This window comes from Lysinibacillus sp. UBA6686, assembly GCF_002455205.1.
GTDB lineage: Bacteria > Bacillota > Bacilli > Bacillales_A > Planococcaceae > Lysinibacillus > Lysinibacillus pakistanensis.
Genome location: NZ_DKJS01000046.1, coordinates 1 through 23,061 on the forward strand (window position 1 = coordinate 1; position 23,061 = coordinate 23,061).

At 32.7% G+C, this 23,061-nt stretch carries 20 protein-coding genes; 10 read left to right on the top strand and 10 right to left on the bottom strand.

The window, feature by feature from the left end:
* Positions 1–1,139: 1,139 nt before the first annotated feature.
* The 4 genes from B2R82_RS12110 to B2R82_RS12125 all read left to right on the top strand — a co-directional run bounded on the left by B2R82_RS12110 (position 1,140) and on the right by B2R82_RS12125 (position 4,421).
* Positions 1,140–2,132, top strand: coding sequence for a DNA translocase FtsK (locus B2R82_RS12110; RefSeq protein WP_286925101.1), 993 nt, complete (start codon positions 1,140–1,142; stop codon positions 2,130–2,132).
* A gap of 300 nt (positions 2,133–2,432) precedes the next feature.
* The gene (locus B2R82_RS12115) at positions 2,433–3,482 is read left to right on the top strand and encodes a hypothetical protein (RefSeq protein ID WP_286925102.1); all 1,050 of its coding nucleotides are present in this window, start codon (positions 2,433–2,435) and stop codon (positions 3,480–3,482) included.
* 328 nt (positions 3,483–3,810) lie between these two features.
* Positions 3,811–4,050 carry a helix-turn-helix domain-containing protein gene (locus tag B2R82_RS12120; protein WP_286925103.1) on the top strand — a complete coding sequence of 80 codons (240 nt, stop codon included), beginning with the start codon at positions 3,811–3,813 and terminating at the stop codon, positions 4,048–4,050.
* Positions 4,051–4,052: 2 nt separating this feature from the next.
* Complete coding sequence (locus B2R82_RS12125) at positions 4,053–4,421, top strand: hypothetical protein (RefSeq protein ID WP_286925104.1); 369 nt, start codon at positions 4,053–4,055, stop codon at positions 4,419–4,421.
* Here B2R82_RS12125 and B2R82_RS12130 read toward each other — a convergent pair.
* The 3 genes from B2R82_RS12130 to B2R82_RS12140 are packed head-to-tail and all read right to left on the bottom strand — an operon-like array spanning position 4,416 to position 6,802.
* Positions 4,416–4,715 (bottom strand): helix-turn-helix domain-containing protein, encoded by a 300-nt coding sequence (locus tag B2R82_RS12130; protein ID WP_286925105.1) that lies wholly within the window; start codon positions 4,713–4,715, stop codon positions 4,416–4,418. The genes B2R82_RS12125 and B2R82_RS12130 overlap by 6 nt on opposite strands.
* A gap of 15 nt (positions 4,716–4,730) precedes the next feature.
* Complete coding sequence (locus tag B2R82_RS12135; protein ID WP_286925106.1) at positions 4,731–5,864, bottom strand: hypothetical protein; 1,134 nt, start codon at positions 5,862–5,864, stop codon at positions 4,731–4,733.
* Positions 5,861–6,802, bottom strand: coding sequence for a hypothetical protein (locus B2R82_RS12140; RefSeq protein WP_286925107.1), 942 nt, complete (start codon positions 6,800–6,802; stop codon positions 5,861–5,863). The genes B2R82_RS12135 and B2R82_RS12140 overlap by 4 nt, the downstream gene beginning before the upstream one ends.
* Positions 6,803–7,423: 621 nt before the next feature.
* Here B2R82_RS12140 and B2R82_RS12145 point away from each other — a divergent pair.
* Both B2R82_RS12145 and B2R82_RS12150 read left to right on the top strand, forming a co-directional pair.
* Positions 7,424–8,014 (top strand): hypothetical protein, encoded by a 591-nt coding sequence (locus tag B2R82_RS12145; protein ID WP_286925108.1) that lies wholly within the window; start codon positions 7,424–7,426, stop codon positions 8,012–8,014.
* Between the two features lie 826 nt (positions 8,015–8,840).
* Entirely contained in the window at positions 8,841–10,205 is a 1,365-nt protein-coding gene (locus tag B2R82_RS12150; protein ID WP_286925109.1) for a tyrosine-type recombinase/integrase, read from the top strand.
* Between the two features lie 197 nt (positions 10,206–10,402).
* Here B2R82_RS12150 and B2R82_RS12155 read toward each other — a convergent pair whose 3' ends face one another.
* Complete coding sequence (locus tag B2R82_RS12155; RefSeq protein ID WP_286925110.1) at positions 10,403–11,308, bottom strand: tyrosine-type recombinase/integrase; 906 nt, start codon at positions 11,306–11,308, stop codon at positions 10,403–10,405.
* Positions 11,309–13,053: 1,745 nt separating this feature from the next.
* Positions 13,054–14,778 carry a multicopper oxidase family protein gene (locus B2R82_RS12160; protein ID WP_286925111.1) on the bottom strand — a complete coding sequence of 575 codons (1,725 nt, stop codon included), beginning with the start codon at positions 14,776–14,778 and terminating at the stop codon, positions 13,054–13,056.
* A 450-nt stretch (positions 14,779–15,228) separates the two neighbouring features.
* Between B2R82_RS12160 and B2R82_RS12165 the strand changes: the two genes are divergently transcribed.
* Entirely contained in the window at positions 15,229–15,375 is a 147-nt protein-coding gene (locus tag B2R82_RS12165) for a hypothetical protein (protein WP_286925112.1), read from the top strand.
* A 127-nt stretch (positions 15,376–15,502) separates the two neighbouring features.
* On the opposite strand, the gene B2R82_RS12170 is transcribed toward B2R82_RS12165, so the two are convergent.
* Together B2R82_RS12170 and B2R82_RS12175 are read right to left on the bottom strand one after the other, a co-directional pair.
* Positions 15,503–17,359: an alpha/beta fold hydrolase gene (locus tag B2R82_RS12170; RefSeq protein WP_286925113.1), complete on the bottom strand. Its 1,857-nt coding sequence runs from the start codon at positions 17,357–17,359 to the stop codon at positions 15,503–15,505.
* Positions 17,360–17,416: 57 nt separating this feature from the next.
* Positions 17,417–17,983 carry a TetR/AcrR family transcriptional regulator gene (locus B2R82_RS12175; protein WP_286925234.1) on the bottom strand — a complete coding sequence of 189 codons (567 nt, stop codon included), beginning with the start codon at positions 17,981–17,983 and terminating at the stop codon, positions 17,417–17,419.
* A 302-nt stretch (positions 17,984–18,285) separates the two neighbouring features.
* Between B2R82_RS12175 and B2R82_RS12180 the strand changes: the two genes are divergently transcribed.
* Positions 18,286–19,044 carry an MBL fold metallo-hydrolase gene (locus B2R82_RS12180; protein WP_286925114.1) on the top strand — a complete coding sequence of 253 codons (759 nt, stop codon included), beginning with the start codon at positions 18,286–18,288 and terminating at the stop codon, positions 19,042–19,044.
* 150 nt (positions 19,045–19,194) lie between these two features.
* Here the strand turns inward: B2R82_RS12180 and B2R82_RS12185 are convergent, their stop codons facing one another.
* From B2R82_RS12185 to B2R82_RS12195, 3 genes are all read right to left on the bottom strand, one after another.
* The gene (locus tag B2R82_RS12185; protein ID WP_286925115.1) at positions 19,195–19,371 is read right to left on the bottom strand and encodes a hypothetical protein; all 177 of its coding nucleotides are present in this window, start codon (positions 19,369–19,371) and stop codon (positions 19,195–19,197) included.
* A gap of 214 nt (positions 19,372–19,585) precedes the next feature.
* A complete protein-coding gene (locus tag B2R82_RS12190) occupies positions 19,586–20,212 on the bottom strand; it encodes a hypothetical protein (RefSeq protein ID WP_286925117.1) in 627 nt (208 codons plus the stop codon).
* Positions 20,209–20,496: an autorepressor SdpR family transcription factor gene (locus tag B2R82_RS12195; RefSeq protein WP_283868106.1), complete on the bottom strand. Its 288-nt coding sequence runs from the start codon at positions 20,494–20,496 to the stop codon at positions 20,209–20,211. The genes B2R82_RS12190 and B2R82_RS12195 overlap by 4 nt, the downstream gene beginning before the upstream one ends.
* A gap of 609 nt (positions 20,497–21,105) precedes the next feature.
* Here B2R82_RS12195 and B2R82_RS12200 point away from each other — a divergent pair.
* Entirely contained in the window at positions 21,106–21,594 is a 489-nt protein-coding gene (locus B2R82_RS12200) for a PaaI family thioesterase (RefSeq protein ID WP_286925118.1), read from the top strand.
* A 296-nt stretch (positions 21,595–21,890) separates the two neighbouring features.
* Complete coding sequence (locus B2R82_RS12205; protein ID WP_286925119.1) at positions 21,891–22,853, top strand: arsenic resistance protein; 963 nt, start codon at positions 21,891–21,893, stop codon at positions 22,851–22,853.
* The last annotated feature ends 208 nt before the right edge of the window (positions 22,854–23,061 follow it).

The window sequence follows — 23,061 nt, forward strand, 5'->3', positions numbered from 1 at the left end:
AACAGAAAATTCAATTAAAATTAATGCGACGCTAGTGCTGGGAATGGAATATTAAAAAACAATATGCTAAAATTATCTTCATTAAAAAAGTCTAAGTGCTGGAACACCTAGACAGGCTACAATTAGTAAAACTTGGCCTAATCTTGTTTTAACAGAAAAGAATAATTATTTTTGGAAAGACTTCCTATTTAAAACTTTCATGAGTTTAAATTAGGAGGTCATTTTCGTTCAAGTTAAAATCAGAGAACATTAAAATACATATTATATTTAAACTTGGTACAATAGCAATAGCTCAAAATATAAATAGAAGTATTCCTAATTTTAAATGAGTTGTTGATTCAAATAGGAAAAAATGTAAATGAAAGAGCTGGCAAGTAGTTGAATTTGTTGAAGCTTTAGATGTTATGCCTGTGATTTATCGATTATGTAATTCGACTTTGAAAGATTTAGTTAACAGATGAAATACTAAGAAATTCCTAGTTTTAAAAACCCCCTAGTTATATTTAAAATACTGAACTGCACCTCTAATTGTTAGATACCATCTAACTATTGGAGGTGCAGTTTTTCAATTCAGGTATTACATTTGAATACTTACCTATATAGAGAAAATAAACTAACCCTAAAAAATCACCGACCAAGTAAAATATTTCGCTCACGAGGCTAGTTCATGAGCAGCAGCAGCATCCTCTAATAATTCATTAAGCCCCCAGGTAACTACCAATCAAACAATTGTGCAATGCTTTTGAATAAACTGTCTTAAAAGTGGGGAAAATTTTTAAAAAATAGAAAGGATCTAGCTATGGAATTTTATAAAGAAAAAATAATCTATTGTTACTGTTGTCGTAAAAAGACCTTATTTACATGTAAAGATATGCATAATAAAAATGGGGTAGATAGTCATTGTAGTGAATGTGTTGATCTTTGGTTTGAATGGCAAAACCGAGCAGTAGAACGAGAAATGGAAAAGTGGATTGATTATAACAAAGAGGTCATATAGAAGCATGCTATATTTAGCATGCTTTTTTTGGTAGGTATTTTGATAACTCAAGCAACTATATCTTGACTGAAAGACTCCCAAACATGTTGCTCAATTCTCTTGCATATATTTGAAATAGAAATATTGAGGGGGAGAGATTCAGATGGAAAAGATTATAACAGCTTTGATAGTAAGACCAAACAGGAAGCCAGTATTAAAAGAAATTTTAAACTGTGAGGAAGAAATAGCAAGAATAATTGAAATAGATAAAGAAAATTTAGGATGTATATATATGAAATCTTCTTATATTTATTTTCCCTTATTTCTTAATGGGAGTTATTGTATTGAAACGGGCGTTTTTCCAAGTACGATTGTTTTATTGAAAAAAAAAGAATACTCTATGCCAGATTCAAAGGCTTTAAAAATTTCGCATATGACGGAAAAAAGTGCATTTACCTTTTTAAAGGAAATTAATATAGCAGCTAATGAATTGAAAGATGAACGATTATTTATCCAAAATAGCACAGATGTAATAGATTTTATAATAAATCGTGTTTTACATAATAAAAAGATTAACTCTACCTCAAAGGCTTTACTAGTATTTATTCAAAGGTATAACTTTGATATTACTATGTCTCAAATTGTTGAACATTTTAAAGAAGACATTGGTATTATTGAACAAGGAATTAAAGATTTAATAAAGTTAAATTTGCTTGTTGAAAAACAAATAGAGGACTCTAAAGACAGATTTTTCACATTAAATGCTAGGTGTATAGATGAGGCAGAACATCTTTTAAAAGAGTTTACAAATACTACATCAGAACCAGTTTTTATTTCTAATATCAAGTCACAATGCAATGATGATTGTAAAGAGGAAATGGATAACCCAAAATTGAATAAATATATAAAAACTGATGATGAGTATTCCTTCCTTCAGGATGCAATTGAGCTAGTTATTAAAGAGCAAACAGCTTCCGTTTCAATGTTACAAAGAAAATTTAGAATTGGTTATGCAAGGGCTGCTAGATTAGTTGAGACTTTGGAAGAGCGAGGTGTTGTTTCTCCACCTGATGGTAGTAAGCCACGAGAAGTATTAGTAAAAGATCTTGAAAATATCCGAGATACCATAGTAGGATTAGAATTCACTAATAAGTAAGGAAAGGCAGAGGTTAGTCTCTGTGTTTTTTCTGTACAGGGAACATATAAGACAATCCCTATTTGACTTAATTGACACGCCGAATGCTACATCAGAAAAAGAATGGTACTTAGATAAGTAAATATTGTTCAAATTGTACTAAACGGTTTGTTGAGGTAGGACCATCATTTTGATGGTCTTTTTTTATGGTTTAAACTACTAAAAAATATGAAACTTCAAGAAATAATTAATTTAGATAGTATATTTTTCTATGTTCCTGTCAACATTGCTAATAACAAACATTTGAAGGGGAGATAGAATATGTTTAACAAAAGATTTAATCAGAAGGACATTGAAATGTTTAATGAATTACATCAAGAACAAGGAATGAGTTTAAGAGAAATTGCATGGCAATACAAGACTACCCATGGGGTTATCAAAAGGTGTTTAGTCAGTGAAGGTTTTACTTACAAGGCAAGAAAGTACCCATTAAACGAAGAGTTCTTTGAAAAGTTAGATACGTTAGAAAAGCTTTATTTTCTTGGTTGGATATATAGTGATGGTCACGTATTTTCATATGATGAAAAAAATCATGCTGGTTTAAAAATTAAGATTCAAAAAAGAGATGCCTATATCTTAGAGTACCTCAAGAATTTAATTGAATCAGAAGCTCCAATTCAACCTGATTATACAAAGGGAAGGGAATATTCAAGAATCACATTTGGCAGTAAAATCATTTACTCGGATTTATTAAAATATGGTCTAGAGAATCAAAAAACCTTTAAACTTAAATACCCACTAGAACAGGTCTGGGATCATCGACCATTTATTTTAGGGGTATTTGATGGAGATGGTTCAATTAGTATTAAAAAGTCCACTGGGATGCCGCAATTGACTTTTAACGGCACACAAGCAATGATGATGGAAATAAAGGTCATTTTTGAAACTGAATTAGGCGTAAATCCTGTAACTGTACGAAAGAATAAAAACACCTATGCATTATCTTATGGTGGCCCCGCTTCTGTTCACGCTATTGCAAAATGGTTATATTCATGGGATCCTCCAATGTATTTAAAGAGGAAACGTGATTTAATCAATAAATGCCTAAGTCGTGATATATATGGTAAAAATGTAGTTTTATATAAATGCCCTGATTGCGGTAAAACTAGAACTTTTGAAAAAAGGAAAATGTATCAATTGAAAAAGTACTTTTTCAAAAGTAAATTTTGTTCACTTAGTTGCTCGGGGAAATTCTATCGGGAGTATCAATTGAATGGTTATAAATTAACACAGTCTATGGAAGCAGCCTTAAAAAACAATATTCTAGGAACAAAAAAGATATTTATCAAGAGTGCATGGGAAGAGATATAGGGAAGAGGAAACATAGGCTGAATTTTCACATGTTCCTCACCAATATTTCCTTATGGATACAAAGAATAAAAATTACTATGTAAGAGCATTGAAAAAGGATTTATAAGTATAATATCAATAAATTCATTTTATTTTAAAGCTTAAATAAGTATAACCCCGTTCTAAATTTAGGACGGGGTTATCTAATTTTGAATAGAGAAGGTGAGGTATTTAAGATTGGTTTAGAATGCCACTTCAGCTTACATAATATTACATCTGTTTGTTATGTGAAAGGTATAAATGTTGTCTGTTTTGTCTAAAATGTTTAATGAGGGAAGGAGCAGATGATATGTCTAATAAAGAATTAAAAAATATAAAAATTCATGAGATTTTTGAATTACCCGATGAAGAAATTCTAAATCCAGAGGATATTGCAGTATTAGTTGGTATGCATGTTGAGAGTGTAAGAAGATGGTGCAGGCAGGGGAAATTACCATCGTATTGTTTTGGTAACAAGTACATTATTGTTGGGGAAGATTTTAAAATTTTTATGAAGCGATCAAAAGTAACACCAAGATGGGAGCGCTAAGAATGGGAAAAGAAAATGCCATCTTATCACTTTTTAAAGAACATAAGGTGGATTACATTTACAATTCTAAAGAGCAGATTATCCTATTTCCATGCTTTGAATGCTTTGACGAAGTTCAAATGTGTACAAATACAACAAATTGGAAATGCTCTAAATGTTGCAATAATGGAAATCTATTAAGTCTTATTAGATATTTTAATAATGGACATATTTTAAAAACAAGAATATATAATCCAAAAAGAGAGAAAAAGAAGATTAATTTAATGATACAAAATTTAATAAAACAATCACCTGAAATGAAGGAAAAGTTAAATAATATTGAATTGAAGTTCAATGAATTGTTGCAGTATTTTGAGAAAAAGACCTCATAAACACATGAGTTTATGAGGTCTTTTTTTGTTATGATTTTTATTGATATACAATCGAAATAAAAATTCTTTAAGATCTTTTCCAAGTATTTTATAGCGGCCGCTCGGAGCAATAATTCGTAATTTTTTGTTACGACACCATCTTCGTACCGTTTCAGGATGTACTCCTATAAGTTCACTAATATCCTTTGGTGTTAGATATAAATCATCATCCAAAATTTCAAATATTCTTGGTATATTAATATTTTCATTAATGTCGCAAAATAACTGTTCGTCATCTTTTGAGTTACTATTCATTAATTTTCCTCCATCTTAAATTGTTAATGCAATTTTTTCTTTTTTTAACTTATTTACTTCGATGGTCCACTCTTTTACACTTATTGTTTTCGGTCTTGTCCTTAATTCTGACAGCCGATTTTCAATCTGATTAATACGTTCAGAAACCTCTTTTGATTGTACTTCCATAATTAGATTATCTTGTTGTAATTTTATTTCATTATTTGTGGCTTTTTTATATCCTTGTTTTATTTCCCATAGTTCTAATTGTTCTTGATTCCACGGAAAATTAATAGATAAATCAAGTACCTTATAAAAATCATCTTCTGTAATTAATGCAGAGTAATAATCATCCCCAATTGTAGTATCTTTTGGCTTATGCCTCATCTGATACTGTGCAGCAATTTTTTGAATTTCCCCATTAAATCTTAGTACTGGTAGATGAGTTTTAGAAATAATGTTATTCATAGAATGTCGAGATGATTTTAGAACAAAGTTTTCAGTTTGTTCAGGTGTTAGGAAATTTAATAATGGTCTTATTCTAACTAAAAAACTTTTATCTATTTTATTATAGGGCATATCGGGAAATGCGGGGTTAGGCCTAAAGAGATAACCAGATCCTGGTTTGTTTGAAGTACCTTGTTTTAAGTAAAGTTTTTGTAAGTACCTGTTAATTTGTGTTACTGTTTCCTTTGGAATAGGTGTTCCAAAAATAACATGAGAAGGTGAATTTTCATGCTTGGATGCCTCAGTTGGTAATTTTAAGATTCCCCAACCTCTATCATTTAATTTTAAAAATCCTAGTTCATCTAAAAGAAAATGCTCAATACGGACATGTTCCATTTCTTCTGGCCTTAAACCAGTTGTACATCCCAACTGCCAAATAGTAGCATTCATTGTGGAATTTCTAGAAACAGGGTCAGTTAGAATTAGATCTCTTACTTTTATCAATTGTTCAGGTGTTAGAAAGGATTTTTTTGCTTTAGATTCATCAAGCGTAAACCATTTTTTTCTCTCTCTAGGAAATTGATTTAAAAATTGCTTAACCCGTAAATTTAAGGCTAAAAACTCCCTATGTTTTTCTTCACTAATGACAGCTTCTAATTCTAGCTGTTGTAAATAGAAGTAATAGAATTGTTTTAAGTTTAATAGATAATTTTTTAGTGTCACTTTTTTCTTTTTGAGGATAAAGAAAAATAATCTTCTACATTAATTGAAAGAAAATCGAAAACATCAGGATTAAATTCATCAATTATATCCTCATTTATACTTTTATTCACAATCACTTCCTCTTCGATTCCACAACGTCCACTAATAATTAGAACAAAGGCACTTGAAATAATTTCTTTCATGGATTTAAGTGTTTTATCCATATGTGCAATAGTATCTTTAGTACGGAATCCATTAAAATCAATAATTCCATTTTTTCTTCTGAAATTAATAAATTTATCAATTGCATTTTTCTGGTGATTATTTAAAAGGCTATATCTTGAAACTATAATACCTCCTTTATGTTCTTTCTGAGATAATATTTGACTTTTCCTTATACTATACAATGATGCTAATACTTCCTTCTCATCGTATAAATTTGAGCCTTTTAGGTGAATAGGTTGAGGTAACAACCCTTTTCTCGCATATCTAAATATTGTTTCTCTTGTTACGATAATATCTTTATTTTTTGTAGCTATTTCGTTAATAGTTTTAAAATGTTTGATGGTTAAAGATCGAATAAAAAAGTAGTTAAAATGATTTTGATCTTTTTTGACAGGTGGAGTGAGTTTTGGAATACATACATGTTTCCCGTCCCACTTTCCTTCATGTATTTGCTCTATTAGTTCCTCAAAAGTAATACCTAAATATCTAGACATTAGTAATGTACTAATATGATCATCACTTTTGCTGTATTTATCGAAAAGAGCCTTATTCTGCTCATAATAATCCTCAATCTGATTTAATAATACTTTGGGAATTAATGTTTTACCTTTAGTTATTCTTATTTGCGACGAAAATTCCGCTTTCGTGATGATATAGGAAATGTTTCGACGGTCAGGTTCTATAAATTTTGTAGCCTCATTTATACTTACATACCCATTATTATCATTTAGCATGATTAATCCTCCTTATTTAATGATTATTAATAATTGTTTCCAAATAAAATGTTGGGCAAACACACAATACGCACATACAAACACAATCTAAGGTTCAATGATGGGGGACATTTAAGCCTAATATGTTTGTGACTGTGTGTTATGTGTGTAAATATTTTAGCAGTGAAAATTCGATATTTTAAGGCCATATAAATATGTTGCTAACAATATTTTTAAGAAAATGTAAATCAGATTGGAAGAAAATTCATGCGTATTTTTGAATAGAAAAATTTTGAGAAATAGATGAATTTACTCTTAAAATGAGATCCAGAAGTAGGAGGCAGACTAAATTGTTGAATGTAAGCCCCTGCACTTAGGTCAGTACGTCCAAATAAATGAGAGTAATGTGGTCTATGTTGAAAAGATGCAAAGTCTATATAGGGCTTTCAGTAGTACAAGAGAGAGGATACTACCTAAAGTGCATTATTGGGGAATAGAAAATGAAATTTACAAACAAGTTTTAAATAGAGAAGTATTGAAATTTGGTAATGTCAATCCCTTAATACTATCGCACATGGTTAGCGATTTAAGAATTCCAATATCGATGAAATATAGTAAAGTTCGATATCCAGAAAATATAATATGGATATAGATTTAGAAAATCACATTCCAAAGAATTCAAATATCGAGGGATTTGAAGATTGGGTCACAATTGCTAGTATTCAAAATGAAGTAATTCTTGAAGAAGGTTACTTGTCAAACATGCAGAGTATAAAGAAGGTTTATAGTGGTCTTGTAAGTATTGATTTTGCAGATATTAGATCTATTAAAATGCCGTTTAAGAAGGTAGAAGATATAGATTGGTGGTATATAGATGAAGCATTTGAACATGATTTACCAAAGCCCCCAGTAATTTATTTATCATCCTACGGCACAGTTTATAATGACTTTGGAGAACATAGATTATTAAAATTGGAAGATTCGATTATAAATGCATTAAACCTAAAAGCAGCAGACTTTCCGAGTGCGTTTGATTTACTGGATCAAAATAATGAAGTTGCGGTATTTTACAGAAATCGGGATTATGATTTAATAGGTACAGAATTAAGTGAAGAAACGTTTAGATTGTCAGGCTTTGAGCTAGTAATGAGATCCGATATCTTTGATGAACTGCTAAAAAAGTTTAATGGAAATGTTTATAGAGTCTCAAAAAAAATACATCCATTAGTTTGAATTTAAATAATAAAGTTTAAACCACCTATCAAATTTATCGATAGGTGGTTATTGCATTTGTAAAATCATAAATAAACAACTATAGTATCTCTTTTCAAAGATGGCGTAATATAGAAGATAGGGTGCTGTGAAATTGTGTTCATACGAATCGAGGTGGGTGGTCGTTCATCTGCTCTATTTTCAATTCGTCTGCGCGTAATACTTTTCCTTGTTAGTTTGAATTAAACAAGAAACAGCGTTTGGAAAGAAGCGGATTAAACTGATATCTAATTTGAGACGATTGTTTATAAAAATCCAGCAACAAGTTAATTAACGAACAATTCTAATTATAGATATTTTAAACATTCGTATTTAACCAATGAAATTGCTGTGTGTCCATCGACTGGATACTTCTAAGACCTAATAAAATACGAACATTATTATTTAAGTTGATTAAATTAAACAGGTTGTTGCAGTTAAATTTGAATTGTAGGTTATATACAAAACAAAAACGCTTAGAGTTAATTCTGAGCGTTTTCGCTACTTATAGAATTTATGGGACGCCGAATGCTGTGAAACGCGCAGGTACGGGGTAAAAGGGGGATAAGGAGATAACAACTAAGGCTTATCTATCACTAGAATAACAATTAAAAGCTTTATCTATTAGACGTAATCTAAAAGTATTGACAAATAATTAAAAAATGTTAAGATATTCATATTAAAGAAAAAATAATAAATTTATATATAACAAGGGGAAACCCCAAGCTTATAAATTGTTAAACGTAATATATACGTTTGATAGTTGTATTTAGCTTGGGGTTTTTTGTTATATAAGGAGGAAACCTAATTGTCAGATATTAAAATCACACCCAAAACCCCTTTATACATCGCATTTGAAAAATACAGAAGTGCAAAGAGTTGGTCTGCCTCTACAAATGGAGCATATGAACGGAATATAAAAGAATTTGTATTGGATATGGAAAATAACGAAATTGATCCAATAATTGAAAATGTAAAATATGATTATTTGCTGGAATGGGTTAAACGAATGGAAGAGCAGTTTAGTCCTAAAACCGTTAATCAAAAAATATCAACCTTATCATCTTTATATTCTCACTTTAATCACCTAGGGATCATTAATAGCAATCCTTTTGCCGCTATAGATGCTATTGAAGATTATGCTGACGAACATCACTCAAGAGCCTTAAATTTAGAGGAATTATTCACCGTTTATAAAGCTGCGTATGAATTACAAAATAATGGAGTAAATGTTCTGATCCCTATTTTAATTGAAATCTACACTGCATTACGTTCTACATCTTTAAAAAAGTTAACGGTTAATTCAGTAGCTATTCAAAAAAATGGGATAGAATTTAAACGAAATCGTGAAAAAGGAAAGGGAAATGAGATATCTAAGAAAAAAGAAAAAGGGAACCGAAAAAATAAAGATTTTTTCTTGCCACTGCCACCTAAAATGATGTCTTTACTTGTAGAGCATATTAAAGATCTTGACCCTGAAGATTCCTTATTATATGGGTTAAAAGGAAACCCTCTAGAAAACAAACAAATGAACTATATTACGAACAAAATATGTGAACATTTAAATTGGATAGAAAAGAAAAATCCAATTAATAATGAAGAAAGAGTAGAAGTGATTAAAACAGAACAATTTTTTTCTCCTCACGCATTTCGTTACACGATTTCAACTTTATTTGATGAAATGGGGGTTCCTCGTGAAACGATTAAATTTCTATTATTACATTCTACTAAAAACTATGACTCATTAGATCCATATCTTTTACGTTTTGACGTGCATATTAGACGATTACAGGCTGCTCAAATCCTTCTAGAAACGGTATTAGAAACCGCTTTAGAACTTGATATAAAATATAATCTTAAATTAGATTTCCAAGATGTGTCTAAAAAATTAGAACTCGCTTTTCAACATCAACTTCACAATAATGAAGAATATTTTCTTCATTTTAAGAAGCAAATTATCGCGAAGCCTTTATCGCAAATCATGGAAAACTTGCAAATGCCCATACAGCAGACAGTAACACCGCATCAAATGCCATATGGCACACTGCAACAAATGGTACCATCACAACTACAACCGGGTATGGTGTTCAATCAACAATCACAAATAAATGCAACATCAATACAGATGGACCAACTGATGTCTATTTTGAATGATCTTAATAAAGGGTATTAATAACGCACTCTTTAAGAGACTTCAACCAGGAAGTTTTACAAAGCCTTCACATGATTAAATTATCCTTTGCTACCGCAGCCAACCAATAACCATTATCAGCCTATTTATCCAACGTATTTTACGGTTATGATAATAAATAAATAGGAGCTAACTACACGTATTTGGGTAATTAGCTCCTATTTATTAAAGGAAATTAATTAAAATATTCTAAAGGAATCAATTGCTTTCTTTTTCTGTTCGTACTCAACATGTGTATAGACTTGGGTTGATGTAATGCTTTTATGGCCAAGGAGTTCTTGTAGTGTTCGCAAATCAACGTTTTCTTTATTTTGCTGCAACATCAATGTTGCAAAAGTATGCCGCAAGTGATGTAGCGTGAAGCGGGTAGGTGGGAGGCCTGCCTTTTTCAGCACATCTTTGAAGATGACATGTAACCCCCGCGGATCTAATGCCTTACGATTTTTATTTAGAAAAACAGGTTCTGTTGGATAAATTTGATATGATTTTAAAGAAGTTTTATAGGATTCCAGAAGCGGTATTAAGTGTGGATGAAGGGGCAATATCCTTTCTTTTTTTCCTTTTCCATCAATTCGAATCGTTTCATTTACCAGATCAACTTGTTCCCATGTTAATGAAACAAGTTCAGAACGTCTTAGACCTGTTGTTGCTAATAATTTAAACATTAGCTCATTTCGCTTTGAAAAACGTGATTGGGCGCGTTCTAAATAGTCAAATAGCTGTTTTAGATCCGTTAATGTCATATAGACAGGAAGCTTATCATCGGTCTTCGGCGATTCAATCCCGCGCGTAAAATCATTAGCAAGATGTTGTTCCTGTAAACAATATTTGGTGAATGATTTTAAAGAAGAAATTTTTCGGTTCACCGAACGAGGTTTTTGTTTTAATGATCCTAATAAATACTGGATAAAGCGACGTACTTGGGTCTTGGTAATCTCATTTAAACAGGTTGAACAGCCATGATCCTTTAAAAAGCTTAAGAAGAGTTGTAAATCGTATTCATAACTCGTAACCGTATTAACTGAGTAATTTTTTTCAATCTCGATATACAAAACAAATTCATCAATGGCAGCATGTAGTTGCAAGTATAAAACCTCCAGATATCGTATTAAACAATAATTATTATCCGTACAAAATCATCCCATTATCGTAAAAAAGGAGAGTTATCGTTCACATGAAAATTATAAGGAACTTAAGAATTACAAGTCGAAAAGTACAAATATTATGGGTAGTTGACATATCCAAGCCCTCCTCCACGCCAAATAATTTTAGTTTACATAATATAAATTATAGGAAGTTGTGTATCAGTAAAAAGTATACTATAAACAGTGAGACAAAATTGCTTGTACCTTGTACATGGACATCAAAGTCTAAACTTTACTTCATTATCAAAAAAGTTTAGACTTTGATGTCTTCTTAAAATCGAAAATTTGCTTGGTACGTTTCTCACTTAATTACAATAATAATTAGACGTTTTTTCATACTTATTTTACCATTTCATTTCAGATTAGTTTTGGATAACAAAAATTTATATGTAGAAATACTGTTTTAATAACTAAATTTCCACTTCCTAAATTCTTTTCATCCTGAAATTTAAAACTATTTTCCATGATTTTTTAAATTAACTATTGTATTGTATCTTTAAAATAATAATTTGATAGTCACTGTAAATTCTAAGCTTGCGAATTAAAACAGTGAAAGAGTTTGTTGTTGCACTTCTTCAGTTTTATCACTACTATGAAAATACAATCTTCAATGTTTGATGATTCATCCATGATTAAATTTCCGTTATCCACTTGTTTCTTTAAAGCCAATAAGACATCCATATAAATATAAGGTCTCTTCATTACACCTATAGAAATTCTTTAGCCAAAATCATTAGCCATTATATTACTAATTGCCACCGCACTATTCTGACCGTTCAATACAAGTGAATATGCTATATCATTGAATGTCGCTCCATAGCTGAGTTGTGCTTTTACTGCGTCAATTAGTTTGGCATCCTTCTCTCTTTTCTCCTGCAACAATCTTTCAATGCGCTCATTTTCCTGTTGTTGTCTTTTATACTAAGCTTCACGTTGAGCCTTTCGCTCAGCTTCCAACATATCATCAATCTTAAGTAATTCTTCAATTTGTCTTCTTGTTTCCTGACATCCATCACGTTATTTTAGCCAATTATAGAAAAGTACTAGGCTCAATTGTAGTCACATCTTCAATAAAATAAAGCAACTGTTATTTTTATCGACCTACTAATTTAAGCCTTGTTTTATTAGGTTTTCATTTTGTTTTTTTTTTGGAGGAAATATTAGTACATGAAAATAATTGTATTAAAAATGTTGGAACGTATGATTATACGAGGGTTAGAGGACTACCCTTCTAAAAAATGTAGAGTAAATTATAAATTTTTCTCAGATATAAAAAATGACTAAAAATGCAGTAATCGCTAATGAGAAGACTTAACTTTGTAAATTCGCATTTAACTATAACAAAGTAGCAAGAAACCCTACAGACTTAACTCTGTAGGGTTTCTTGTTCATGAATTATATCAACATGACAAGTAAGTAAACCTTCATGAATTGTAACTTCAAGTTGTGTATTTGTAGAAATCCAACCCATAGTATGGGAATGTCCAATAATATTGAATATTATTTTCGCGAATTATAACAAAGTCTAAAAAACAATCAGGTTGAGTACCAGTGAAAAATCAGTAGCATTCTTCATTATTTTCCCCTGCTTCAAGAATTAGAACAGACGTTTCTTTATCATTTGAGCACCAACAGGTCCGGTTCCGACAATAATATAATCAAAGTGTTGGTGATAAGAACTTGACTCACTCATCTCCGTGATCCTCTTTAAGGAAATGGTGATGAGAACTTGGCTCATCCTCGTCATGATACTTTTTACAGTCACAATTTTTATGGCTATGATCGCAGCACTGGGTAAATGAATCGTCCCGGCATACGCCTGGAATAGGGATGCATGGATCAAAATTATGATTTTGAAGTACTTGGTACGGACGCATCATATCATGATCTTCATGTTCAATGATATGACAATGCCATACATATGTTCCGGTAAACGGCCCAAAACGTGCAATGATTCGGGTAACTTCTCCAGGGTTTGCACGTACGGTATCTTTCCAACCCATTTCATTCAGATCCGGTTTCTTTGCTTTCCCTACTTTAATGATATTCCCATTTTCATCCACGGTAATTGGCGCTCGATTGAGAATTTGGAATTGCACTAGATGCAAATGTATCGGATGGGTATCTGTGGTTAAATTATAAAGTTCCCAAATTTCTATTGTTCCATTATATGGTGTTTCTGTAATAGGATCTATCCACATCTTGTTATTGAGTTCAAACAACGGTCGGCCATATTCATCAGTAGTTTCAACTAAAACGTTTTTTCTTACATATATAGCATCTTTAGGTTCGAGTTTTTCAAAGCAACTTAATCTTTCTGGTACTGTACTTGTATCCGGCTTGGAAGATTTTTGTTTAACTTTAAATTCCATAATTTGCGAAAGATCTGGAGAAGGAGGAACTCCATCAGGAAAAGGTGCCGGAGCATCATTTGTCAGTATGATATTCTGCCCCCTATGTTTTGAAAAATCAATGATTACATCTGCTCGTTCTGCTGGAGCCAGTATGATTTCAGAAACCATTACAGGTTTTTCTAATAATCCGCCATCCGTACCAATTTGAACGAAATCTTGACCAGAGCTCAATCGCATACGGTAAAAACGGGCATTAGAACCATTGAGGATTCGAAATCGGTATTTTCTCGGTTCAACTCTAAGGTAGGGCCATATTTTTCCATTGACTAAAATTGTATCTCCAACAAAACTCGGAACAATCGATGGATTCGGAAGATCAGGATCTATTGGAGGTGGTGGTTGTGGTGCAGGTGGTGGTTTTTGTCCGGGCTGGGAAGGATAGAAGAGTTGACCGTCATCATAGAAGGAACGATCCTGGATAACTAATGGAATTTCAAATTCTCCTTTGGGGAGATTTAGTTTTTCCTCTTCCTTGTCTCGAATAAGGTAAAACCCTGCTAACCCGGCATAAACATTTAATCGAGTAATTCCAAGGGCATGGTCGTGATACCAGAGAGTTGTCGGACGCTGACAATTCGGATAGTAGTAAACTTCATGCACGAATTTGCTGCCAAAGTTTTCAAAGTTTTTGGTAAACCATGCCTCTGGATATCCGTCATTTTCAGGGCGAACACGTCCCCCATGCAAGTGAACTACCGTTCTCACAGGAGGTTGACTAGGTTCAGCACCGTGAACAGTAGTATCCACTGGCAGAAGGTGTGTAAAAGGTAGTTTATTTTCCCACTTTACAAGAATGGGATGGTCCCTGAGAACATCAAATGTTGGCCCGGGATACAAACCATTATATCCCCAAACTGTTGTCGGTGGTAAGGCCAGATGTAGCTTTTGTTTTATCTGCTGCATCACCACCTCATAGTAAGGGATTCCATCATGTATTCCAGCTGGTTTAATAGTAGGTGGAATCGGTAATGCATCAATAAACTTTTTTAATTTCAAATTAATTGCCTCCTTATCAATAATTTAATCCCATAGTCATTGTTAATCATAGAATCAATATGACTTACTTTATTTAATGTATAAGCAGATAAAAATGTTTAGGTAGAAGAGGAAGGACAACATAAAATCTCAAAATTTTTCTACTAAGACGCCGTTAGTTGAGTTAAAGGTAATTATTTTTATTGAGATAAATGTTTGTAATCTTCTTTTGATTTGAATTAATAAAGTTATTTAATTTTAATTAAAAAGGTAAGAGCCTTACTACAATCTATAAGAAGTAGCAAAGCTCTTTAAGTTGTTTCAATTTACATTCAATAATTATACATCCCTTAAAAAATGAATAATAAGTTGTTATATTTCTTATTCAACGAACGCACCCGGTGACATTGCTGCTGAACTAGCTACATATAGCCAAGTTATGGGTATGTGGACTAGAGAAATATTGGACTAATGTATGGTCAATTCCATACTGCAAAAGCACAAATTGGAGCTAAACTTTTAAATGCACAAAGGAGAATGGCTATGAGCATTGAATTTATTACACTAGCACCAATAATCAGCACTAGGGAATTAATGGCAAGACTACATGCAACATAAATAATCTGTTTGTTTTATGAAAGATTATTACGTTCTTTCATGGGAGTTTAAGTATATTTCTTCACAAGGCGACTTTATTTCAAAGACACAACGATCTTACTACACGCTTTTTATTTATCCCACACTCTCATCTGCTAGTACTACTATTTTTTATTACCAAATTAGCCGTTTCACTCGGATGGTTAAGAGGAAAATGATGACCATATGGAACAAAATCAACCTTACCCAGATGCGAAGGAGCAGAATAGCCTCTGTCAGAATCCCCCCAAATAATGTGAAGATTATACTTTGTTACTTCATTGAAATCACCTTGAACGTTTTTCGATAGTAAACTGTTAAGCTGAACGGTAGTATTTAAAATTCTAGGAGAAGTAAAACTTTTATTTATTTTTTCAATATAATGTTCAGGGATGCTCTCTATACTTTCAAATAAACCATTACTTAATAAATATCGCTCTATCAAATTAGTAGTTGCCAATTTCAATGTCCATTTGTTCATAAATTGAGGAACATTTATCGATTTAGCATTTTTTTTAGCAATAGGTGGCTGAAGTAAAGTAATTGTATACTTCTTATCTATGTACTTTTGTACTAATGCTTCCAAAAGAATATACGCACCAAATGAATGGCCAATTAGATGGGCACCGTTAGTAGCTTTCTCCAATAACTTTTTCACTACATTCAAATAGATATTTAAAAGATTTTTCTCTCGTTTAAAAGGAGAACGTCCCAAACCTGGAAGGTCCAAGATCCATACAGGTCGACCCGTTTTTTCATGAAGCTCTTTCCCTAAAGGAAATAAATCCTCTCCATCACTTAATAAACCATGTAATAAAATAAACGGTTTCCCCTCTCCTTGTAATTGGTAAAGGGTATTGTTATCGCATAATGTTCGCTCAAATAAATGATGATGCTCACCATTTTGATACATCAATCGATAATCCAGATCAGCTACTACGGCAGGGAAAAAGTTCATGACACTCGTCTTCTTAAACCAATCTCCCCCCATCATGTTTTTCACTGAAACATTTGAAAATGTTCGTTTTGTCATAAAATTCAGTCCATCAGAAGGAATGTTTGTTATTTTACTTACTCCACTTTTCATTATTGTTTTCATAAGCGGCATTGGAACAGAGATTTTTGGTGCCCTCATATTCATACTTTCCGACATAACACTTAATAATTCAGCAATGTTCGGATCGTTCTCTTTGTCTTCAACAAGTGTATATGTTTGAATAGCCGGCTGCTCCAATTTGAAAACCTGCACAATAAACTTCGCAAACTCATCGTTTGAAATAAGTGGCAACCTATATCCCTTACCTCCAGGAATCACTGGCATGAGCCCTCTTCGCATACTTGTCACAAGCAAACCTAATCCTGCTATCTGCTCTGTACTCCCTGTTTTACTACTACCGACCACAGTTGGCGGATTAATGACAGACAGCGGATAACCTACTGCTGATGCCTGTTGACGGATATAAAGATCTGCTAAAAATTTTGTTTTCTCATATGGATTTTTTATTTTCAAATAATTGTTTCCTTCTTTAAACACATCAATTGCAATCTTGCTATTTTTATCATCAAAGGGACTCATATAACCTACAACATGAATAAATTGCTGCAAGCCCTTCAATTGATGAATACTTTTAGCGAATTCACTAATATGTTTGGCGCCATTCAAAAATACAGAAGTTGCCTCTTTGTTTGTCGCTTGAATATCCATGGAGCCTCCTGCGTGAATAATCACATCCGTTTTCAATACCAACTCCTTATCTTCAGCACTTAGACCTAAGTCTATTTTCGTTAAATCACCTTCAATAAAGTGCATATTTTCCTCTTTTAAGATGCCTCTTTCCTGAAAAATGTGTGTTGCTTTACTTTTCGACCTCACTAAAAGAAGAATGTTCACATCCTCTTTGACTAATTCCTTCACTAATTGCTTTCCAATAAAACCTGTTCCACCCGTTAAAAATACTGTTCTCATAAAAATCCTCCTAGTAGTACTGTGTAGTACTAATTTGATGTAAAAAAAATGCTTCTTTTACCGAAGCAAGTTAAACAAATGATCTGCTGTTTTCATGATGACAGTTGCATCCTCCAGTGTTTCTGAAATAAATAGCGCTCCTTCAAGATTTGTAATAAAAAGAGATGCAACCTCGTCAATATTTATTGTCTTTCTAAATTCACCATTCTCTACCCCTTGTTGAAGGAATAGAGAAACTTTCGTTTGTAAGCCTTTAAAAAAAAGACCTATTTTTTCTTTTACTTTTGTGGCATTTGTAGGACTTTGAATATAAAGCGTAATAAATGGACAGCTCCCGTTATATTCTCTCGTCTGAACTCCTTGTGATATTTGCTTTAAAAACAGTTGGATACGATCTTCAACTAATAAATGGTTTTGAGCTAGTAAGTCATCTATTGCAGATTGATACATTTCAATCCAATAATCAACGACCCCTTCCAACAATTCTTCCTTATTAGAGAAGTGATAATACACATTAGACTTTGAAACTTTGCTTACACGTACTAATTCATCCATGCTTGTATAAGCAAACCCTTTTTCTAAAAATAATGTTGCAGCTACTTCAATTACACGTTTTTGATTCATTAATTTTACCTTTGTCATAATTAGTACTATACAGTACTACAATTGGTGTTGCAAGTATTTTTGTTAGTTTAATAAAAAAATTGACCAAAAAAGCTATACTTTAATTGATTTTACTGCTAAAAATGAATCTCATTTTGAACAAAGTTGAACTGAACCCAAAAACTGTTTTGGATGGCTTGCAATTTTTCACTTGTGTTTTAACGCTAGGTTCATATATTTTTGAAAAGAAAACAAATATTTTTTTGGAAGATACATACAAATTTATTTTTGTAGTCACTAAATTGTTTAGAGGAGATGCTTTTATGCCCATTTCAGTACAGCATATTCGACATGCTACATCAATTATCTCAATAAATGGAAAACGATTACTGATTGATCCGATGTTGAGTGAAGCCGGTAAACTTTCACCTGTCCCTTTCACTAGAAATTATCGCAGAAATCCATTGACTTCATTGACTGTTTCACTTCACATTTTCGAAGATGTAGATGCTATCCTTCTAACACATCGTCATTTTGATCATTGGGATACGAAATCAATATCCATCTTGAATAAGGAAACTCTTGTATTTTGTAGCCCTAGGGACCAAAGCTTTGTTCAAAAAGCTGGATTCAAGAAAATAATAGCAATTAATGACTATTATGAATGGGAAGGAATTCAAATGAGGAGAATTGAGGGACCGCATGCTCCTGGCATTACTGGTAAGATACTAGGGACAGTTTCTGGTTTTTACTTGAATACGATGTCGGAAGGTTCTATTTATATCGTAGGTGACTGTATTTATACACCAAATATTGAAAAAACCTTTCGAGATTTATCGCCTGATGTTGCTCTTTTGAATGCCTCAGAGGCAGAAATGATATGGGGAACTATTATTACAATGACACGCGAGGATATTGCTCGCATTGCTCAGCTATCTCCGAAAACTAAGCTACTTGCAGTGCATCTAGATACTATTAACCACTGTAAATTGAGCCGAAAGCAACTATCCGATTTTCTTAAGGAACAGGATCTAAGTGGTTCAGTATTGATTCCTGAAGACGGTGAAATTATTTCTTTTTAATTGTTTCCATTATTAAGTATATTTTCACCAAAAATAAAATTAAGTATATCCATGCCAAATCGGCAAAGATATACTTAAAGTCACACAATTCTTTCTCTCGTACCAACAATTCTAAAGCCCATCTTTTTATGTAATAGAATACTTGATGTATTATTGGCAAAGATAGATGATTGGAGTGTCCAAAACCCTACCTAAACGCAATTTTGCATGATGTCCTTCGTCCCATTCACGTTCACTTGGCACCTCTGTTTGAAAGGTAGCCATTCCTGTATCGATTCTCTCTTTATAATAAATCTTTAATACCTCGTATAAATCCTTCTGTTCCATTTTAAGCCTCTTCTTAAAAGAAAGGATGTTAAGTCGGATAAAGAGCTAAACCTAGTCGCAAACGAAGAAAACGCTATATGTATTTCTCTAGTTGAGTTTCTTAATAATACAAAAACATACCCTGAAGGTAGACTTTTTTAGGGGTCTACACTACAGGGTACACTTTAAAATAACTGAAGGCATGAACTTTTTTAATAATCTCAGGGCAGGTTTCTTATACCCGTTGCAACTTTGTGTAATACCCAATAATTGAGATAATTACAGTAAGCAACAGCAGTGTAATAAAGATTGGTAAAGATGCTCCACCAGGCACGAGTGTACTAACTAGCATGATGAAGCCACCTGATACATATACCCGACCCATGAAAAGGTGAGACTTGCGAATTTCGATTCCATTATTGGTATCGTATACGGAAGTAGCCAGGCTGGATCCTAAATTCCCTCTCACTCTCGGAACAAAATTACCGATCACAATGAACACAGCACCTGTAACTAGAGGAGCAATGATATCCACGTTAAATGGATTACCCATGCCATAGGCCAATACCAGACCGTGAACTGGCAGGAGGATAAAAATGACGCCGTTCAGAATCGCATTAACCGGCCCAACGGAGCGCGGGTTTTTTTTATTCAATCCAAGCTTCTGGATCAATGCCATACAGACAAGCATAAAAAACATCATTACTGGAATCATGCTCACAATAAACTCTTTGGGAGTAGCGGTAGAATCACGTTGATACTTTGAAGCGGAAATAATGTTTTCAGGAAGCTGTGGGTAGCTCCATCCACTTGCTAACACAGCTATAATGAAAAGCAACACCGGAAACCAAAACTTTTTCATAATTGTTCCTCTCCCTTTCCCTTGTTATTATTGAATTGCATAAACCACTTCATTACTTCCTGTAATACAGTAGTATTAATTGAGTAAACAACATGCTGCCCTTGCCTTTCGTCCCATACCAAATCCCCTTGCTTAAGCAAGCCCAAATGATGAGAGATCGCAGGCTTTGTCATTTGAAAATGATCGGCTATTTCCCCAGCCGTTAAATCCTTATCCATAAGCAGATCAAGAATTTTACGTCTAGTCGGGTCGGAGAGCGCTTTGAATGTAAGATTTAACGTCATATTATCATCTCCCTTTCCTTTTATATTTAAACATTTAAATAATTGTTTAATAATTAAATTAAACCACGCTGGTGTATTTCTGTCAATATTGCAAATAACCAGAATTGACAGAAAGTTGTTTTGAATTTATTCAAGTGTATCTTTCTTTCTCATTAGCAGTAAGGCTATCTTCTAGTACACTTGGCTGCCAATAAATTTGACAATAAAAAGAAAAACATATATGAATTACTAAGCTGTACTGGTTCCCCTTCTTTTGGATACCAAACTTCCCATCCGCAACAAATAAAACTTTTGCAATTTTGTGGGAGGGCCAATTGTTTCGGGTTCCTAGAGTAAATTAAATTTCTAATAAATGGATTAAAAAATACATGTTTGCTTCTCCAAGAAAATACCCAACTGATCATAATTGGATTTCAGGTTTAACAAAAGCCCCCTTTACTCTATACAAGAGAATTATTAGCCCCAAGCCATTACCCATTTAAATCACACTCTTATAAATAGAAAGAATATTTAGATTTTTATTGATGAATTGTAAATAATTACTTATACTTATATGATTAACAATCGTTTAGAAAATATTAAATACTAGAGTACTGGGGAGAGGAAAGAATGGAAGATTTAATAGTAGAAAAAGCGATTCAAGATATTTATCCAGATGATTTCGCTTGGTGTTATGGGTGTGGCCGACTGAATAATGATGGTCATCATCTTCGAACTGGTTGGCAAGGTGAAAAAACTATTACAATCTATACACCTGAATCAAAATACATGGGTATTCCTGGATTTATCTACGGTGGTTTAATCGCATCATTAATTGATTGTCATGGATCAGGATCTGCTGCCCTTGCTTTGCATCGTAAAAATGGACATGAAATTGGTGATGGAGCAGAGCCTCCTAGGTTTGTAACTGCTAACCTTAATGTAGAATTTCTAAAACCAACACCACAACATGTCCCATTAAGAGCTATTGGAACTGTTGAGGAAATTCATCCGAAAAGATGGAAGGTTGAAACCGAAGTTTACGCGCAAGATACTCTATGTGCTCGAGGTACAGTGGTTCTTGTTGTAATGCCCAGTACTTTTCAAAAAAACGAATAGCACTTCCCTTGTTCATCAAACAAGTTAGCCCAATGAAGGTTAACTTGTTTTTTAAAGCCTATTATTTTTTCTAATCTTCTGCTTTTTTATAAAGATAGGCATGGTTGATAAAGTTAGCGCCATGCCTATTTAATTTTGTGCTAATTTTATTGAATTGTACTTCTTTTTTCTCTTGTATTTCCAAACTAGTTTTAACTAATATGATATAGTACCCTTGTATTGGAATTTTGCTAATTTAGTATAATTTTAATCCCTTACTTAAATGATCAATAAAATAAATAGGAGTTATTCTAACAATGATTGCAAGAGAAAAATTAGAAAATAACCAAGTTTTCCTGTATGTAATTGTTTTATTGCTAGCAGTAGTAGTAGGATTATTTACACCTACTATAGGAAAGCAGTTAAACGTTACGATTTCATTTGTAATTGCTATATTAATGTATAGTATGTTTTCGCAAATCCCCTTTACATCTTTAAAAGAATCATTTTCTAACCAACGTTTTATTGGGGCTCTACTAACTGTCAACTATATTGTTGTCCCTATTATTGTATGGCTGTTAACAATGCTATTACCAGACCATCCACCTTTATTACTTGGTGTCTATTTAGTATTACTTACACCATGTATTGATTATGTGATAGTATTTACGGCACTCGGATGTGGTAACGAAAAAGCTATGCTTGTTTCTACACCCATTCTCTTCATCACTCAAATGCTATTACTACCTTTCTATTTATGGTTATTCATTGGTGATGAAGCAGCTAATATTGTTGAACCACAGCCGTTCTTAGAGGCATTTTTGGAACTTATTATTATACCACTACTACTAGCTATTGCCCTCCAATTATTTGCAAAGAAATCATCTGCAGGGGATAAATTAATTAATCTTTCTGCGTGGCTACCTGTTCCTTTTATGGCGTTAACTCTTTTTGTTGTTGTTTCATCTCAAATAGGAAAATTATCTACATCCATTGATTGGATTATAAGGGTCATTCCCATTTATATTGCCTTTATGATTATTATGCCGTTTATTTCTAAATTAATTGGGAAATGGTTCAAACTTGATATTGAGTCTGGTAGAGCATTAATTTTTAGCGGATCTACACGTAATTCACTTGTTGTTCTCCCCCTAGCCCTATCATTACCGAATCATTTAAATACATTGGTAGCCGCCATTATTGTCACACAAACCATTGTTGAAATTATAGGGGAAATCTTTTATATTCGTATAGTTCCGAATCTAATTTTACGAAAATAAAAATAATATTATCGAACGTGTTTGAAATATTTCAAACACGTTCTTTTCGTTTATTTCACCTGACATGTACTCGGATCAGGCCTTCAACCCTATACTTTTATTCCCTCTCTTTATTTTTTAGTTCTTCATTTGAATCAGCAACTCAAAATCTGGAATCCTACATTCCGAGTAACAAAATTCAATATTATTAATTTCATTATTAACATTA

Excerpts from the sequence above, each read along its gene's own strand:
- B2R82_RS12110 (WP_286925101.1), top strand. The coding sequence starts at position 1,140 with ATGGAAAAGATTATAACAGCTTTGATAGTAAGACCAAACAGGAAGCCA.
- B2R82_RS12115 (WP_286925102.1), top strand. The coding sequence starts at position 2,433 with ATGTTTAACAAAAGATTTAATCAGAAGGACATTGAAATGTTTAATGAA.
- B2R82_RS12120 (WP_286925103.1), top strand. The coding sequence starts at position 3,811 with ATGTCTAATAAAGAATTAAAAAATATAAAAATTCATGAGATTTTTGAA.
- B2R82_RS12125 (WP_286925104.1), top strand. The coding sequence starts at position 4,053 with ATGGGAAAAGAAAATGCCATCTTATCACTTTTTAAAGAACATAAGGTG.
- B2R82_RS12130 (WP_286925105.1), bottom strand. The coding sequence starts at position 4,715 with ATGAATAGTAACTCAAAAGATGACGAACAGTTATTTTGCGACATTAAT.
- B2R82_RS12140 (WP_286925107.1), bottom strand. The coding sequence starts at position 6,802 with ATGCTAAATGATAATAATGGGTATGTAAGTATAAATGAGGCTACAAAA.
- B2R82_RS12145 (WP_286925108.1), top strand. The coding sequence starts at position 7,424 with ATGGATATAGATTTAGAAAATCACATTCCAAAGAATTCAAATATCGAG.
- B2R82_RS12165 (WP_286925112.1), top strand. The coding sequence starts at position 15,229 with ATGTATGGTCAATTCCATACTGCAAAAGCACAAATTGGAGCTAAACTT.
- B2R82_RS12170 (WP_286925113.1), bottom strand. The coding sequence starts at position 17,359 with ATGAGAACAGTATTTTTAACGGGTGGAACAGGTTTTATTGGAAAGCAA.
- B2R82_RS12175 (WP_286925234.1), bottom strand. The coding sequence starts at position 17,983 with ATGAATCAAAAACGTGTAATTGAAGTAGCTGCAACATTATTTTTAGAA.
- B2R82_RS12180 (WP_286925114.1), top strand. The coding sequence starts at position 18,286 with ATGCCCATTTCAGTACAGCATATTCGACATGCTACATCAATTATCTCA.
- B2R82_RS12185 (WP_286925115.1), bottom strand. The coding sequence starts at position 19,371 with ATGGAACAGAAGGATTTATACGAGGTATTAAAGATTTATTATAAAGAG.
- B2R82_RS12190 (WP_286925117.1), bottom strand. The coding sequence starts at position 20,212 with ATGAAAAAGTTTTGGTTTCCGGTGTTGCTTTTCATTATAGCTGTGTTA.
- B2R82_RS12195 (WP_283868106.1), bottom strand. The coding sequence starts at position 20,496 with ATGACGTTAAATCTTACATTCAAAGCGCTCTCCGACCCGACTAGACGT.
- B2R82_RS12200 (WP_286925118.1), top strand. The coding sequence starts at position 21,106 with ATGGAAGATTTAATAGTAGAAAAAGCGATTCAAGATATTTATCCAGAT.
- B2R82_RS12205 (WP_286925119.1), top strand. The coding sequence starts at position 21,891 with ATGATTGCAAGAGAAAAATTAGAAAATAACCAAGTTTTCCTGTATGTA.